The organism is Saccharopolyspora erythraea NRRL 2338 (assembly GCF_000062885.1).
Taxonomy (GTDB): domain Bacteria; phylum Actinomycetota; class Actinomycetes; order Mycobacteriales; family Pseudonocardiaceae; genus Saccharopolyspora_D; species Saccharopolyspora_D erythraea.
Genome location: NC_009142.1, coordinates 2,529,978 through 2,546,335, shown reverse-complemented (window position 1 = coordinate 2,546,335; position 16,358 = coordinate 2,529,978). Strand labels below are relative to the sequence as shown.

The 16,358-nt window shown below is 73.5% G+C and carries 7 protein-coding genes; 2 read left to right on the top strand and 5 right to left on the bottom strand.

The window, feature by feature from the left end:
• The first annotated feature begins 90 nt into the window (after positions 1-90).
• Entirely contained in the window at positions 91-1,950 is a 1,860-nt protein-coding gene (locus tag SACE_RS11450) for an AfsR/SARP family transcriptional regulator (RefSeq protein WP_009950134.1), read from the top strand.
• On the opposite strand, the gene SACE_RS11445 is transcribed toward SACE_RS11450, so the two are convergent.
• From SACE_RS11445 to SACE_RS11425, 5 genes are read right to left on the bottom strand one after another with little or no spacing between them, the layout of a single operon-like run.
• Positions 1,934-3,148, bottom strand: a complete 1,215-nt coding sequence (locus SACE_RS11445) for a glycosyltransferase (RefSeq protein ID WP_009950135.1) — start codon at positions 3,146-3,148, stop codon at positions 1,934-1,936. The two genes, SACE_RS11450 and SACE_RS11445, sit on opposite strands and share 17 nt — an antisense overlap.
• Complete coding sequence (locus SACE_RS11440) at positions 3,145-3,936, bottom strand: alpha/beta fold hydrolase (RefSeq protein ID WP_009950136.1); 792 nt, start codon at positions 3,934-3,936, stop codon at positions 3,145-3,147. The genes SACE_RS11445 and SACE_RS11440 overlap by 4 nt, the downstream gene beginning before the upstream one ends.
• A 4-nt stretch (positions 3,937-3,940) precedes the next feature.
• Positions 3,941-4,234: a phosphopantetheine-binding protein gene (locus SACE_RS11435; RefSeq protein WP_009950137.1), complete on the bottom strand. Its 294-nt coding sequence runs from the start codon at positions 4,232-4,234 to the stop codon at positions 3,941-3,943.
• Complete coding sequence (locus SACE_RS11430; protein WP_085982034.1) at positions 4,231-8,601, bottom strand: beta-ketoacyl synthase N-terminal-like domain-containing protein; 4,371 nt, start codon at positions 8,599-8,601, stop codon at positions 4,231-4,233. The genes SACE_RS11435 and SACE_RS11430 overlap by 4 nt, the downstream gene beginning before the upstream one ends.
• On the bottom strand, positions 8,598-15,224 hold the full coding sequence (locus SACE_RS11425; RefSeq protein ID WP_011873648.1) for a type I polyketide synthase: 6,627 nt from the start codon (positions 15,222-15,224) through the stop codon (positions 8,598-8,600). The genes SACE_RS11430 and SACE_RS11425 overlap by 4 nt, the downstream gene beginning before the upstream one ends.
• 323 nt (positions 15,225-15,547) lie before the next feature.
• On the opposite strand from SACE_RS11425, the gene SACE_RS11420 reads away from it, so the two are divergent.
• Positions 15,548-16,357: an SDR family oxidoreductase gene (locus SACE_RS11420; RefSeq protein ID WP_009950142.1), complete on the top strand. Its 810-nt coding sequence runs from the start codon at positions 15,548-15,550 to the stop codon at positions 16,355-16,357.
• The last annotated feature ends 1 nt before the right edge of the window (position 16,358 follow it).

The window sequence follows — 16,358 nt, the reverse complement described above, 5'->3', positions numbered from 1 at the left end:
CAACCGTAACCCTCGTCCCGGCGAACCGGATCGCCGGGACGAGCCGCGTCGTGTTCACCTCACATCGACGGGTCGCGCGGAGGCGTCGTCATGACCTTGCGAATCAACGTGATCGGCCCGCTCGAGGTCGTGTGCCGGGACGAGGTGGTCACCCCTTCCCAGCCGAAGCTGCGCAGGCTGCTGGCCCTGCTGGCGATCGAGGCCGGATCGGTCGTTCGCACCGAGACCATCACCAGGGAGCTGTGGGGGTCGCAGCCCACCGGCAAGCTCGCCCGCACCGTGCAGACCTACGTCTCGCACCTGCGCAGGGTGCTCGCCCCCGCTGGGCCGGCCTGCTGCACCCTCACCCACGTCGCGCGGGTCGGCTACCGGCTGCGGATGGCCGAAGGCGCGCGGGTGGACCTGGACCGGCTGCTCACCCTGCGCGACAGCGCGGAGGCCGGCACCGGGGGCGATGCGCCGGACACGGACGCCGTCGACATCCTGCGCGACGCGGTGTCGTTGTGCCGCGGCGAGGTGCTGTCCGACGTGTCGCTCGGCCCGGTCCTGCAACAGCACCGCTCGCGCATCGAGTCGGTCCGCGTCGGCGTCCTCGACCGGTACCTGCGGGCCTGCCTGCGGCTGGAGCGCCCGCACGCGGTGCTGGAGCAGGCCGACCGGATCATGCGGGAGGACAGCGGGCAGGAGGAGCTCTACACGAGCCTGCTGCTGGCCTTCGCCGCCGCGGGCAGGCACTCCGAGGGTGCCGAGGTCTTCCAGCGCCTGCGCCGGGAGCACCTCGAGCGGACCGGCGCCGAGCCGGGCGCCGCCGTGCGGGACGCCTATCGCGAGCTCGTCGCCGGAACGCGGGAACCGAGCGTGCCGGAGCGCACCGCATCACTGGCCGCCCCGGCCCCGCCTCCGGCCGCAGTGGCCGTGCCGAGGCAGTTGCCGCTGGACGTGCCCGCTTTCACCGGTCTGGCCCGGCAGCTCCGCATCGCCGAGACGGCCCTGACGACGGGCGGCGCGCAGCCTCCCGCGACAGTGGCGGTCGTGGGCTCTCCCGGCTCCGGCAAGTCCGCCTTCTGCATCCGGCTGGCCAACCGCGTCGCGCACCTGTTCCCGGACGGCCAGTTGCATGCCGACCTGGCCGGAGTGACCCCGTCGCAGGCGCTCGCCGGTTTCCTACGCGCGCTGCGGACCGGAGCGCGGATCCCCGAGAACCCGCACGAACGGGCCCGGCTGTTCCGCGAATGCACGGCGGACTCGCGACTGCTCGTCGTGCTGGACAACGCGACCGGTCGCACGGACGTGTCCCTGCTGCGTCCGGGTTCGCCGCGCAGCGCCGTCCTGATCGCCTGCGCGTCGCGCCATCCGGCCGCGCTCGCCGGCACGACGGTGGAGCTGCCACGGATGGGCGTGCGCGAACTGCTGGAGGTGTTCGCCGACCGCGCGGGCCGGACGCGGGTCGAACGCGAGCCCGACGAGGCCCGCGCCCTGGTCGCGGAGTGCTCCGGCCTGCCGCTGGCGGTCACGTCGCTGGCCGCGCTGCTGCGACGCCGTCCGCACTGGTCGGTCGGCCGGTTGCTCGGACGCGTCCGCGAGGACCGGTTCGCTCTCGGCGACGACGACCTGCTCGCCAGCGTGCGGCGGGCGTTGGCCGCACTCGGCGACACCGACCGCGCCGGTTTGTCCGAGCTGGTGCGCAAGGCACCGGCGCAGGAGTCGCTGTCGGTGCGCTGGGCCGCCGGAGCGCTCGGCGTCCCGGTGCGCGACGCCGAGCGGGTACTCGAGCACCTCGTGGAGCACCGGCTCGCCGACCCCGTCGCCACCGATCCGGCCGCCGCCTCCAGCCGGTACCGCATCGACCCGCTGTATCGGCTGGTGGTCCGGGAGCTCGACGCCCGCGGGCCGGGTCCGCTGCGCTCGTCCGAGGCCACGGAGCAGCTGCGCACTATCCGTCGGCGGTGAGGGTTTCCAGGTGTCCCGCGGCGGCGGACGCGCCTCCGGCCCGTTCGAAGGACTCCTGGAGGCGCTGGGCCTGCCGCGCGTACTCGGGTTCGCCCAGCACGTGCAGCACCGCTTCACCGACGTCGGCGGCGCTCGCGCGGTCGAAGCGCAGCCTTCGGCCCACTCCTGCGTCGACGACCTGCTGGGCCAGCACCGGCTGGTCGTCGCGGATCGGCGCCACGACCAGCGGCACGCCGAAACCGAGGCTCTCGCACACCGTGTTGTGGCCGCCGTGGCACACCACCAGCGCCGCCCGCCGGATCAACGCGAGCTGCGGGATCCGGCGCGGCACCAGCACGTGCGGCGGCGCGCTGCCCGCCAGCATGCCCGCCGGGTCGGCAACCACGCCCTGCACCTGGTCGGCCAGGTCCCCGAGTGCGCGTGCGCACTCGCCCAGGAACCGGCCGGAGACGTCGGCGTTGGCCGTGCCCAGCGTCACGAGCACCAGCGGCTTGGCGGGGTCGAACCGCCCCCAGTCCACCCCTCGGTCCCAGATCATCCCGCGGAGGCCGGACACCGCGGCCGCGTCGCGCTCGCAGCGCCCTGCCAACGACGGTCCGACGTAGTGCAGTTCGCCCGCGACGGGCACCGCGGGCGGCCCGGCCAGCGCCTCGGTGCTGAACACGACCACCATCCGCGGCGAGAACCGCAGGTCCTGTCCCGTGCCGGGTTCCAGACCGTGGCGCAGCCGCAGCCCGTCCTGCAGGTCCTCGATCCACTCCGCGACCTTCGACAGCGAGCCGAGCGGGTCGGTGAGCTCCGAGGACGTGCTCGCCGAGGTCGCCCACGGCAGGCCGGTGCGGGCTGCCACCACCGCGCCCGCCAGCGCCTGCTGGTCGACCACCAGCGCGTCCGGGGAGAAGTCGCGCACGGCGGCCTCGACGCCCTCGACCATCGCGTCGGCCAGCGGGATGAGGTACGACTCCCAGAGGAAGCGCAGCGCGGCGAAACCCCGCAGCCCGCCAGGACGTTTGTCCACCGCGAACTGGTCGCCGTCACCCGCGGCGTAGACGTCGCGCTCGGTTTCGAGCTCTGCGACGACCGGGTGCGGTCCGGCCCAGGCGACGCGGTGACCGCGCGACCGCAGTTCGGCGGCGACCCCGAGCAGCGGGTTCACGTGGCCGGTCAGCGGTGGGACGACGAACAGGAACCGCGTCACGCCGCGTCCTCCGAGTGCCTGGCGATCCAGTCCAGCAGGATCGTGCGGACCTGCCGGTGCCGCTCGACCAGCACCGAGTGGCCCTCGTCGTCGAAGACGAACAGCTCCCCCCGGGGCAGGATCGAGGTCAGCGCGTCCAGGTCGTCGGACTGGTAGCCGTGGCGGCCCAGGATCGACAGCACCGGGCAGTCGATCGAGCGGACCTCCTCCAGGCTCAGCAGCGGCCCGAGCGGGACCTCCTCGGCCATCGTGGTGGAGGTGATGCGCTCGGCGGCCATCCTGGCCAGCCGCCGGTGGTGGGCGCTGTAGTTGGCCTCGATCCACTCGTAGCTGGACTCCGCGCTCAGGAACTCCACCGTGCCGGCCAGGGTGCGCCGCATCTTGTCCGCCCACGGCTCGGTCGGCGGCTCCGCCTCGATGCACACCAGACTGCGGACCTTGCGCGGGTGCGCCGCCGCGTAGCCGTAGGCGATGGTGCCGCCGAAGCTGTTGCCGACCAGGTGCACCGGCCGCCGCACGTCGAGCGCACCGAGCAGGTCGTCGAGGTCGGTGACGAAGTCGGCGATCGTGTAGCCGCTCGGCGGGCGGTCGGTCTTGCCGTGGCCGCGCAGGTCGTAGCTGATGACGTCGACGCCCGCGGCCGAGACCGGGGCGGCCAGCGTCAGGTGGAAGCTGGCCAGGCTGTCGGTGCCCATGCCGTGCACGAACACCACCGACTCGGTCGGGCTGCCCGCCCCGGCGAGCACCTGGCAGTTCGTCCGCAGGCCGTTGACCAGGAATTCGGGCATCCCCTCAGCTCCCAATGCGCTCGGCGACGTATTCGGCGATGTCGCCGACGGTCAGCGCGATGACCTCGTCGAGCTCCTTGTCCGCCAGGTGCTCGGCCAGGTTGACCCGGTCGCCGAAGTGCTCGGCGAGGATGCCCGCGAAGGTCACCAGGTCCACGCTCTCCATCCGCAGGTCCTCGTGGAAGGTGGTCTCCGGGGTGATCTCGGTGCCCAGGACCTCGGCGTCGCCGACCAGCGTGCTCAGCAGGTCGGCGACCACCGGAAAGGTGTCGGCGCTCGTGGTCGGGTTGGTGGTCATGGCAGCTTCTCCAAGGTGATCTCCCGTTGTTCCTCGACGGTCCAGGTGACGACGTAGTCGTTCGCGCTTCTGCCCGAAACCTGGACGTGCTCGACGACGAAGGCGCGTCCCCGCGGCTCGCCGCGGGTGCGCACCGAGACGCGCGCCCTGCTCCTGTCGGCGGCGACCACGACGAGGTCCTGCGGCGTGCCGGCCAGCCCGGTACCGAGGGCCTTGCCGACGGCTTCCTTGGCCGCCCAGAACCGCGTGAACCACAGCGCCTCGTCGCCGGTGCCCGCCAGCGAGGCCAGCAGCTCGTGCTCGGCTCCGGTGAGCGCGGTCCGCAGCGCGGGCGACATCGGCGTGACCTGCTGCGCGTCGATCCCGGTGGCGGGGCCGTGGGCGCCCGCCCGCACCAGCGCGACCGCGATGTCCCCGCTGTGGGCCAGGGAGACCGCGAACGCGGGCAGCTCCCGGTGCCTGCCGGTGACATACGGCCTGCCGCGCTCGTCGTTGCGCACGTGGATCTCGGCCGGGTAGACCGACCGTTCGCCGTGCTGCCACAGCCACGACCGCACGGCGTCCTTCACCGCGATGCGCCCGAGCAGCCAGTGCCGCTGCCGACCCGGCCGCAGCCCGTCGTAGACCTCGCGTTCCGGTGCGCTGAGGTGGATTCCCGCGTAGATGTCGCGCGACGCGGGGCCGGGCCAGCGGTCCTCCACCAGCGTCCAGCCACCGGGCCTGCGCTCAGAGAGCATGTTCCGCTGCGGGAACGCGTAGACGCGGTGCGCGCGGCGGTCACACTCGAGCCGGACGTCGCGCCACGCCGTGATCTCGACCCAGACCTGTCCCTTGTGGACCAGATGGGCGTCCATCTCCAGCGTGGAGGAGTCCGGCGTGCGGGCCCGCACGTGGCAGCTCAGGTGCGCGCCCGGCGGCGGCTGCGGGCCGAAGAAGGTGATCCGGCCCATCCCGGACGGGAACGCCAGCAGGCGGTCGGGCTCCCTGGCCATCAGCCAGCAGCCCAGCAGCTGGCCCGCGTTGTCCAGCAGTGCGCCCGGGGCCGCCGGAGCCGTGATCTCCCCGCTGATGTGCTCGGGCCCCATCGAGGTGATGTCGGTGAGCCCCTGGAACCCGGGGCCGTGGAACATCTCCCGCTGCCGGTACACCTCGCTCGCGGTCATCGGTGCCGGTGCGCCGGAGCCGGTCTCCTCGCACAGCGCGGTGCGCGGGTAGCTGCCTGCGATCTCCACCGCCATGGAGGCGAACTCCCCGACCGACACCGACACCATCGCGCCATCGCGCCGCATGCGCACCGGCACATCGCGGTCGGGCGCGGCGACCAGCCAGCGGTGGAACCTCGCATCGTGCACGGCGACGACCACCCCTCCGGGCCACGCACGCTCCACTTCGGACAACACGAGGTCGATCAGGGTGGTGGCGGGGACCACCGGCCTGCGGTCGGTTTCGTCGGGCCAGTCCGCGCGCTGGCGGAAGAAGCGGTGGTCGCGCAGGTAGGGCATCGTGCGCAGCGACACCGGCAGCACCGCAGTTCGTTCATCCGACTGCGGTGTCTGGGCGGTTTTCAGGGGTGCGGACCGATTGTCGCGACGAGCACGCTCAGCGGCCGCCTCCGCCACCACCACGGCGGCCTGCCTGGTCTGCTCGAGCAGGCCGTCGAACTCCGCCGCGACACCGCCGCCGAGCCGCCCGGGCCGCACGCCCGGCGCGCGGTCCAGCAGACCCCGCGTGTGCGGGGCGACCGACAGCAGACGCGTGCCAGTGCTGAGCCGCACGGTGCCGGACCCTCCGCCGGTGCGGCCGTCCAACGCGTCGAAGTCCGGTGCCGCCCCCTCGACCCACAGCGCCGTCAGCACCCGGCGCAACTGCGCCATACCGTCCCGCCGCGCGGATCCTGCGCTCACCGCCAGGTGCGGCCGGTCGCCGAGGGTGTCGGCGATGAACGACGCGAGCTGACCGGGCCCCATCTGCACGAACACCCGGAAGCCCGCCGCGTGCATCGCCTCGGTGAGATCGCGGAACCGCACTGCGCGCACCAGGTGCTCCAGGTAGCGCTCCCGGATCTCCCCGGGCTCGGCCGGATAGGGCGCGGCCGTCGTCGCCGACCAGACCGGCACCTCGGGCGCACGCAGCTCCAGCTCGGCGAGCAGGCGCGCGAACGGCGCGAGGTAGGGCTCGAACATCGGCGTGTGGAAGCCGGACCGGAACGGCAGCACCGTCGCGAAGACGCCGTCCGCCCGGCATCGCCCTGCAAGCCGCCGCACCGCCGGCGGGGATCCGCAGACGATGGACTGGCGCGGTGCGTTGTCGTGCGAGACGACCAGTTCGGGCAGGCCCCGGATCCGGCGCCCGGCCTCCTCCGCCGAGCAACCGAGGGCCACGAAGTCTACCTCGGGAACCTCGAACCCGCCGGGCCAGAACCGCTCCAGCGCGCCGCGCTGGCTGACCTCGGGCTGCATCCCGGCGACGACCATCGCGGTCCACTCCCCGATGCTGTGCCCGGCGAGCCCGTCCGGCCGCACTCCGAGGCGTCGCAGCGCGGTGGCCAGCAACCGGCCCACCCCGCTCACCGCCGCGGCACGAGCCGACAGGTCGTCGTCGGACACCTCCGGCACGTCGAGTCCGAAGTGGACGGCGACGTCCGCGCAGCGCGGGGCGAACTCGGCTTCCAGGCCCGGGAACACGAAAGCCGTCCTCGCGTCCGGGGCTTCAAGCAGCGGGGATGTGGTGAACCAGACGTCGTTGCGCCCGCGCCAGCCCTGTCCGCGGGCGACCACCTTCCGGGCCACCGAAAGGCGATGCGCGGTCGGGTCGGCGATTCCCATCCGGCAGGGGCCGGTCGGCACGGGTCCGCTCCCCAGTAGTTCGCGGTCCGGCCGATCGAGCAGGGTCCGCATCTCCTCCGGACCACTCGCGCACACCCGCAGGATCCGTTCCGGCTCCCGCACGGAGACCCGCCCCGCAACGCGGTTCTCCCATTCTTCGAGAACGACGTGGGCGTTGACGCCGCCGAAGCCGAACGCGTTCACCGCCGCCCGCCTCGGCCCGGTGTCCTCCCAGGGGCGGGCGGTGTCGATCACGCCGAACCGCGTGGTCTCCAGCAGCGGGTTGGGGTCGGCGCAGTGCAGGGTCGGCAGCAACGTCCGGTGGTGGACGGCCAGAGCCGCCTTGATGAGGCCCGCGATCCCCGCGGCGGGCAGCGCGTGGCCGATCATCGACTTCACCGAGCCGATCACCGCGGGTGGCCCGCCCGGCCCTCCGAAGACCTCGGCCAGCGTGCTGATCTCGGCCTCGTCCCCGGCCCTGGTCGCGGTGCCGTGGGCTTCGAGCAGCCCCACCGACCCGGGCTCGGCCGGGTCGAGCCCGGCCGCCTCCCAGGCGCGGCGCAGCGCCAGCAGCTGCCCGCCGGAGTCCGGGTGCAGCAGGCTCGAGCGGCGGCCGTCGCTGGAGCCGCCGACGCCGCGGATGACGGCGTAGACGCGGTCGCCGTCGCGCCTGGCGTCGGCGAGCCGCTTGAGCACGACCACGCCGGTGCCCTCCCCGATCAGCAGCCCGTCGGCCTCCCGCGACAGCGGCCGGATCCGCTGGCTCGGCGACAGCGCGCCGAGCTGGGTGAACATCGACCAGAGCGTGTCGTCGTGGCAGTGGTGCACGCCCCCGGCCAGCACCACGTCGCACCGGCCACCGGTCAGCTCGCGCACCGCGTGGTCCACCGCCACCAGTGAGGAGGCGCAGGCCGCGTCGACGGTGTAGGCGATGCCGCCGAAATCCAGGCGGTTGGCCACCCGGGAGGCGACCAGGTTGGGCACCAGGCCGATCGTGGACTCCGGCCGCACCGGCCCGAGCGGGTCGAGCAGCGCCTCGCGCACCTCGCGCAACCGGTCGGGCTCGATCGAGGGCATCAGCTCCGACAGCGTGCGCAGGACCTGCCGCACGGTGCGGACACGCTGGTCGTAGCGCAGCAGGCCGGGCGCGAGGTAGCCACCGCGGCCGAGGACGACGCCGACCCGGTCGCGGTCGCGGAGCCGAGCCCGTCCCCCGGCATCGGCCACGGCGTCGGCGGCGACCTTCAGCGCGATGAGCTGGTCGGGTTCCATGCCCTCCACCGAGTTCGGCATGATCCCGAACGCACCGGCGTCGACCGACACCGGTTCGGTGAGGAATCCGCCCCGGTGGCAATACGTGCGGTCCGGCGGCAGCGGTCCGCCGGCGCGGGCGTCGTGGAAGTCCGGGTCTCGGCGGTCGTGCGGCACGTCGGTGATGGCGTCGACGCCGGTGACCAGGTTGTGCCAGTACGCGTCGAGGTCGGGCGCGCCGGGGAACATCGCGGCCATCCCGACGATCGCGACCGGCTCCTGACGGCTCACCACGTCGACGCCGCGTAGACCACGGACTCCGCCGTGCCGTACGCGAGTTCGCGCAACAGGCACGCGGGCCCGTCGCCGGGGTCGATCAGCCGCACTCCGCGACGCTCGTACTCGCGGGCCAGTTCGGCCGACACCATCCCGCCGTGTTCCGCGCTGGGCGCCCACGGCCCCCAGTGCACGGTCAGCACGCGGTTGCCGGTGCGGGCGGACCAGGCCGCGCCGAGCGATTCGAGCGCGTCGTTGGCGGCGGCGTAGTCGGTCTGGCCCTGGTTGCCGAGCACCGCGGCGATGCTGCCGAAGAAGGTAACGAACCGGGGTCTCGCACCGAGTTGGGAGAGCGCGTCCAGCAGCACTTTGGCCGACTCGGCCTTGGTGGCGAAGACGTCGCGGAACGAGGCGTCGTCCTTCTCCGCCATGCGCCGATCGTCGATGACCCCGGCGGCGTGCACGACGCCGTCGATCCCGCCGTGCGCGGTGTGCAGGTCTTTCACCAGGTGGCCAAGCGCGGCGCCGTCGCGCACGTCGATGCTGTGGTACGTCACCGGGCTTCCGGTGGCGCGGATCTCCTCCAGCGTCCGCGCGACCTCGCGGCGCGCGAGGAGCGCGTGGACCTGCCGCTCGGCCTCGGCCAGCGAGGACGCGTCCGCGGCCAGCACCCGTCGCAACTCCTGCGGATCGGTGACCCCCGCGGTGGCCGTATCCTCCGGCGCGGCGGGGCACGGCGTGCGGCCGACCAGTTCGACGCGGCACCCGGTCGTGGCCGCCAGCTCGCGCGCGAAGCGGGCGGTGATTCCGCGGGCACCGCCGACCAGCAGCACCACCGAGTTCTCGTCGAGCCCGAGGTCGGCGGCCTCGGGCAGCGGGCGGCGGTCGAGGGGTTCGGGTTCGAGCCGGAAGCCCGTGCGCACGTCGGCGCGCCGCTGGACCACCGGGATGCGGTCGTCGGTGCGCAGCTCCCTCACCAGCTCGCGCGCGGTTGCGGCGGGCTCGCCCACCTCGAGCTCGACCAGCTTGCCCGCCAGGTCATCGCGCTCCCTGCACACCGCGCGCAGCAGTCCGCGCAATCCCGCCGCGTGGTCGTGCGGTGCCGCGTCGGCGGCGAGCGGGGCGGCGACCAGCAGCGCCGAGGCGCCGCGTGCCGCCGCGTCGCGCAGCAGGCCGAAGACCTGCGGGACGACGGGCTCGTCGCTCCCCGCCAGCGGGTTCAGGCACAGCAGCACGTCGAAACGGCCGGACGGCAGTTCGTCGTGCTGCGAGGTCAGCACCGTCGCTCCGTGGCGTTCGAGTTCGTCGCGCACGGCGTCGCGCAGGAGCGACTGCGACGGTTCGTGCACCACGGCCACGACCTTCTCGCCCACCTCGCAGGTCTCGTGGTTGGCGATCTCGGCCGCCGGTACGACGCGCATGACCAGGCGCTGCACCGCGCTGCCGCCTCCAGTGCGCTGCTCGATCCATCGCACGATCGAGTTCACCGTCCGCTGCCTGCTCAGTTCTTCCTGCTCGTCCGCGCTCACCCCGCCCTGGATCCCGAGCTCGGCGAGCAGGATGCCCGCGATCTCGGTGCGTTTGATCGAGTCGATGGACAGGTCGGTCTCCAGGTCGAGATCGCCGGTGACCAACTCGGCGGGATAGCCGGTGCGCTTTCCGATCACCTCGACGACGACCCGGTGCGCGTCGATCTCTTCGCCGGTCTCCGGCGCGGACGGCCGGGCAGTCGGCAGGTCCTCGACCCGCTCCACCTCGGCCCCGTGCCGGGTGGGCATGGCGGGTGCCGGCTGCTCCGGTGCGGGCGCGCGGGACGCGTCGAGGTAGCCGAGAAGCACGTCGCGCTGCGCCGCCACCATCTCCCTGCTGCCGCGCAGAAACTCGTTAACGATCCGTTCACGTTCATCCACTGTCGTCTCCGATGTCTCCGTCGCCGCGACCACCGCGATCGGCCGCCGCCGGGCGGGCAGGAGCCCGTTGGGCACCCGGCCGCCGTCCTTCCTGCGGACCCGGTGGCCGTCGACGACCCAGTCCGCGCCGACCGGCTCCCCGATCCCGGCGCGGCCGCGGAACAGCCACTCGGTCCGCACCTCCACACCGGCCACAGCCAGGCGCGCCGCCGCCGTCAGCAGTCCCCGCAGGCCGCCTCCGGTACCGGGGTCGCATGCGATAGCCGAGTAAGTCCGGTCGCCCAGGACCGACCGGACGAAACCGGTCAGCACCGAGCCCGGTCCCACCTCGACGAAAGTCCGCACCCCCGTGGCGTACATGTCCTCGATCTGTTCGGCGAACCGCACCGGTGCGCCGATCTGCGCGCAGAGCTCCGCGCGCACCTGCTCCGCGTCCACCGCGTCGTAAGGGCGGGCGGTGCGGTTCGACCAGACCGGTATGCGCGGCGGGTGGACGCGTTCGGCCGCAACCGCCGGGGCGAAGCCGTCCCGGGCCCCGGCGACCAACGGGCTGTGGAACGCGCACGCGACCGGGACCGGCTTCACGCCGAACGACTTCTCCCGCAGCAGCCGGACCGCCTCCTCGACCGCCCCGGTCGTCCCCGAGATGACGACCTGCTCCGGGGAGTTGTGGTTGGCAACGACCACGTCGAGCGCGCCCAGCGCCACTGCGACGTCCACTTCGGACCCTTGCACCGCGGCCATCGCTCCGGGGTCGTCACCGGTGGCCTCGAGGATGGACTCGGCCCTGCGGCGGCTCATCCGCAGCAGCGCAGGGTAGTCGTAGGACCCGGCGACCGAAAGCGCGACGAGCTCCCCGTAGCTGTGCCCGGCGAGCGCGTCCGGCCGCACCTCCAGGCGGGCGAGGAGTTCGCACAACGCGGTTTCAACGATTCCGAGCGCGGGTTGCGCGATCCTGGTGTCGCGCAGTGCCTCGAACTGCGCGGCTGCGACCGAGGGATCGAAGGCGTGTGGCGGGTAGACGACCGCCGAGACGGCCGGGTCGACGTCGAGCAGGTGGCGCAGCTCGGGAAGCGCGACGAACAGCCCGGCGAGCATCCCCGGCCGCTGGCTCCCCTGGCCGGGGAACAGCAGCGCCAGCCGCCCCGGATCGCGGTCTTCCTCCGCAGCGAAGAGCCCGGGTGCCTCTTCGCCGGCCAGGGCGGCCCGCAGCGACTCCGCGAGCTCGGCCGGGTCGGAGGCCACCACGGCGAACCGCACCGAGCCGGACTCCTGTTCCGCCCGTTCCGAAGCCGTGGCGGCCAGCGCGTGCAGCGGCAGCTCTGCCCGCTCCGCGAGAGCGAGGAGTTCTCCCATCGCGTCGCGGGCTCCCCTGCCGCGGAAGAGGAACAGCTCGCAGTCCCAGTCGCGCATCCCGTGCCGTTCGGCCGCACCGGCCGGGCCGGCGGTGAGCACCGCGTGGAAGTTCGTCCCGCCGAAGCCGAACGCGCTGACTCCGGCCGCCCGCTCGGAACGCGGCGCGGTCCACGGCCGGGCGGAGGTGGTGAACCGGAAGGGACTGGAGTCCGGATCCCACGCCGGGTTCGGCTGCCGCAGGTGCAGCGTCGGCGGGTGCACCCCGAAGGACAGCGACAGGGCCGTCTTGATCACACCGGCCAGCCCGGCGGCGCACTTGGTGTGCCCGATCTGGCTCTTGACCGAGCCGAGCGCGCAGCCTCCCGGCCGGGCCCCGGCCTCGGTGAAGAAGCGCGTGAGGGTTCTCAGCTCGGTACCGTCGCCGACCACCGTTCCGGTACCGTGCGCCTCGATCGCCCCGATGCCGGACGGCGCCACGCCCGCGGCCCGGTACGCGCGCTCCAGCGCGCGGTGCTGCCCCTCCGGGCGCGGGGCGGTGAGCCCGAGCGAGCGTCCGTCGCTGGCCGCGCCGATGCCCTTGACCACCGCGTACACCCGGTCGCCCGCCCGCTCCGCGTCGCCGAGCCGCTTGAGCACCAGGCAAGCGACCCCCTCGCCGAGAGCGATGCCGTCGGCCGCGCTGTCGAAGGGCCTGCACCTGCCGGTAGGCGACAACGCCCCGGCCGAGGCGAACATCAGGTAGTCGTTGATGCCGTTGTGCAGGTCGACTGCCCCGCACAGGACCATGTCGCTGCTGCCCTGGACCAGTTCCTTGCAGGCCAGGTCCATCGCGGCCAGCGACGACCCGCACGCCGCGTCGACGGTGTAGTTCGCCCCGCCGAGGTCGAGCCGGTTGGCGATGCGCCCGGCGATGACGTTGGCCAGCGTGCCCGGGAACGAGTCCTCGGTGAGCTTCGGCAGTTGCTCGTCGAGCTCCGGCGGCAGCACCTCGAGGTAGGCCGGGAGCAAGGCGCGCAGCACCCCGGCGTCGGCCAGGTCGCCGCCGGACTCGGCACCGAAGATCACGCTGGTGCGCACGCGGTCGAAAGCCCGCTCGCCGTATCCGGCGTCCTCCAGCGCACGGCGGGCGGTCTGGAGGCTGAGCAGCTGGGACGGGTCGATACTGCCCATCGAAGCGGGCGGGATGCCGAACGACAGCGGGTCGAAGGCCACCGGCGGGAGGAAACCGCCCCACTTCGACGGTGTCGTACCGGGCTCGGCCTCTTCCGGTGGCCGGTGGTAGACCTCGGTGTTCCATCGTTCCGGCGGCACCTCGGTCACCGAGTCCACTCCGCGCAGGACGTTGGACCAGAACGCCGGCAGGTCCGGCGCGCCGGGGAACACGCACGCCATGCCGACGATGGCCACGTCCAGGGGTTCACGACGCGGTTCCGCGACCGTCGCCCTGCTCTGCGCGGCGCGGTCGCGCAGCAGGGCGGCGGCCTCTTCGGTCACGGCGCGGTGCAGCGAGGCGATGTCGGTGGTCTCCTCGCGCAGGACCGCGACCTGGCCCGCCATGTACATGCCCTCGGCGAGTTGTTCCCGCTCGCCCACGGCGACCAGGTCGGCGCCTTCCCTGCGGATCCCCTTGCTGGCGACCCGCAACCGGCCGGTGTTGAGCTCCTCCAGCCGTCGCCACCGCTCCTGCGCCTGCACGCCGTCGGCGTGCAGCTCCCGCGAGGCGGTGCGGAACTCCTCGACGAACGGGCTGTGCAGGCAGCGGGTCAGGTGTCCGGGCGCGGTCTCCAGCGTCGCCGTCGAGCCGGCTTCGACCGCGCGGCGCTGGAAGAGCTCGGTGATCGCACCGTGCGCGACGGCTTCCTCGGTGAACAGGTAGGCGGTACCCAACAGGACCCCGACGCCCGCACCCCGCGCGGCGACCGGCGCCGCCATCGCCGCGACCATCGCGGCCGACCGCCCGTCGTGCACCCCACCGGCGAAGAACACCTCGACCCGGGCGTCCGGGTGCTCGTCGAGGAAACCGCCGAGCACGTCGAGCTGCGCCTCCCACAGGGAGAAGCTCGAATGCGGCCCGATGTGCCCGCCGCACTCCGAACCCTCGAACACGAAGCGCCGGGCACCCGCGTCGAGGTACTGGCGCAGCAGGATCGGCGACGGCACGTGCAGGTAGGTCGCCATCCCCTCGGCCTCGAGCCGCGCGGCCTGCCCCGGCTTGCCCCCGGCGATCAACACGCAGCGGGGCCGCACCCGGCGGATCGCCTCCAGTTGCTGCGCGCGCAGGTCGTCGGAGACGAAGCCGAGGATGCCCGCGCCCCAGGGCCGGTCACCGACGACGTCGGCAGTGCGGCGCAGGAGTTCGGTGGTGCGGGCACCGTCGGCCAGTGCGACGGCCACGAACGGCACACCGCCGCGCTCGGCCACGGACCCGGCGAACTCCGGTTGGTCGCTCACCCGCGTCATCGGGCCCTGGGCGACGGCGAGGTCGGCGCCGAGCGTTCGGCGCAGCGGTGCGCCCTGGGCCACCGGGTCGACGTCCTGCGCGGGCCGGGCGAGGATCGCCGCGATGTCGCGCACCGCTTGCTCGGCCGTACCGTAGCGGCGGGCGAACAGGGACGCGAGGTGCGCGTCCTGCCCGAACGGCACCGGTCGCGAGCCGGTCCCGGGTTCTTCCGGCGTCCCGGCGGCGAGCACCCGGTGACCGTCGACGACCACCGTCCCAGAACCGTCGGCGCGCGCCAGCTGTTCGCGCAACCGGCGTGGAGCGCTGCTCTCCGGGAACAGGCCGAGCTGGCTGTCGAGCACGACTCCGGCGGCACCGCCCGCGACGGCCCCGGCGGCGGTGTGCGGTCCGATCCCCCCGCACACCCACACGGGCAGGTCCACGCGGTAGTCGGCCAGCAGCCGCTGCAACAGGACGAAGGAGCTGAGCTCACCGACCCGGCCCGCGGCCTCGTTGCCGCGCGCGATGAGCCCGTCCGCGCCATCGGCGACCGCCCACAGCGCCTCGTCCAGGTCGGTGACCTCGACCAGGATGATCCGGCCCGCGGCCGGCGACTGGGCGGCCACCGAGCGGATGGTCCACGGCGAACCCGCTCCCAGCACCACCGCCCCGACACCCGGGCCGGCCAGCACCTCCCCCGGTCCCAGCTCGCAGCCGCCTGCGCTGCGCACGCCGAAGGGGGCCGCCGAGGTGTTCCGGACGCGCAGCAGCGCCTCGGCGGCCCGGGTCGGCATGCCGGCGAGGTCGAGCACCCCGAACCCTCCGCCGCGCGAGACCGCCGACACCAGGTGCGCGTCGGCGACGCCCGCCGGGCTCATCCCGAGCACCCGCGTCCGCGGCCACAGCGGGCCACCGGAACCGGCCACAGACATGGGAACCCCTCCTCCTGGCTGCACTGACGAGACGGCCGGCAGACGGAATCGGCCGCGCCAGAAAATGAATAGGAGCAACCCACTGCGAACCGCAACGGATCCGGAAGCGATGACCGTCCACAAAGCAGGAATTGAGCCCGGTTTGAGCCGCGCTTCAGCACTTTTCGAGCAAGATCGACGGTGCTAGTCTCGCCTCGCCGCGATTCGGCGGCAGTCCCCCGGAACTCACCCCGCGCGAGTTCCCGCTCACCGCGGAATTGTTGTGTGCCTGACAATTCCGAACCCGTGAACCCGCTCACTCGGAACCGAACTGGAGCATTCCTGTGGATCTGGCTGACCGCGTGGTCGTCATAACCGGAGCCGGAAACGGCATCGGCGCCGCGATGGCGCGCCGCTTCGCCCGCGGCGGAGCGCGCGCCGTGATCGTCTCCGACATCGACGGCGACGCATCAGACGCCGTGGCTGACTCGATCGTGGAGTCCGGCGGCACCGCCCTCTCCAGAGCAGCCGACGCCACCTCCCGCGAGGACCTGCGCGCCTTGGTCGCCATGACCCGCGCCGAATACGGCGCGCTGGACCTGTTCTGCTCGAACGCCGGAGTCGCCTTCGGCACCGGGGTGCAGGCGCCCGCCGCCCAGTGGGCCCGCTCCTGGGAGGTCAACGTCATGCAGCATGTCCACGCCGCGCAGGCCGCGCTGCCCGCGATGCTGCGCGGCGGGCAGGGCCACCTGCTCATCACCGCCTCCGGGGCCGGCCTGCTCAGCGCGCCCGGTGACGCGCCCTACACGGTGACCAAGCACGCCGCGATCGGCCTCGCCGAATGGCTCGCGATCACCTACCGCGAGCGCGGCATCCGGGTCAGCGCGCTGTGCCCGCTCGGGGTGCGCACCGACCTGCTGATGCCCGCGATCGAGGCGCGGCACCCGGCGGCGATGGCCATCGCGGCGGCGGCACCGCTGCGCACGCCGGAGGAGGTCGCCGAGTCCGTCGTCGAGGGACTCGCCGCGGAGCGGTTCCTGATCCTGCCGCACGCTTCGGCGGGCGCGGCCTACGCGCACAAGGCCCTGGCCCCGGACGCGTGGATCGAACGCACCGTCGAGGAAACCGCGGCCGCAACCGGGAAACGGAGCTGAG

Bases quoted from the DNA above. Each gene is read 5' to 3' on its own strand.
- SACE_RS11450 (WP_009950134.1), top strand. From the start codon at position 91: ATGACCTTGCGAATCAACGTGATCGGCCCGCTCGAGGTCGTGTGCCGG.
- SACE_RS11440 (WP_009950136.1), bottom strand. From the start codon at position 3,936: ATGCCCGAATTCCTGGTCAACGGCCTGCGGACGAACTGCCAGGTGCTC.
- SACE_RS11435 (WP_009950137.1), bottom strand. From the start codon at position 4,234: ATGACCACCAACCCGACCACGAGCGCCGACACCTTTCCGGTGGTCGCC.
- SACE_RS11425 (WP_011873648.1), bottom strand. From the start codon at position 15,224: ATGTCTGTGGCCGGTTCCGGTGGCCCGCTGTGGCCGCGGACGCGGGTG.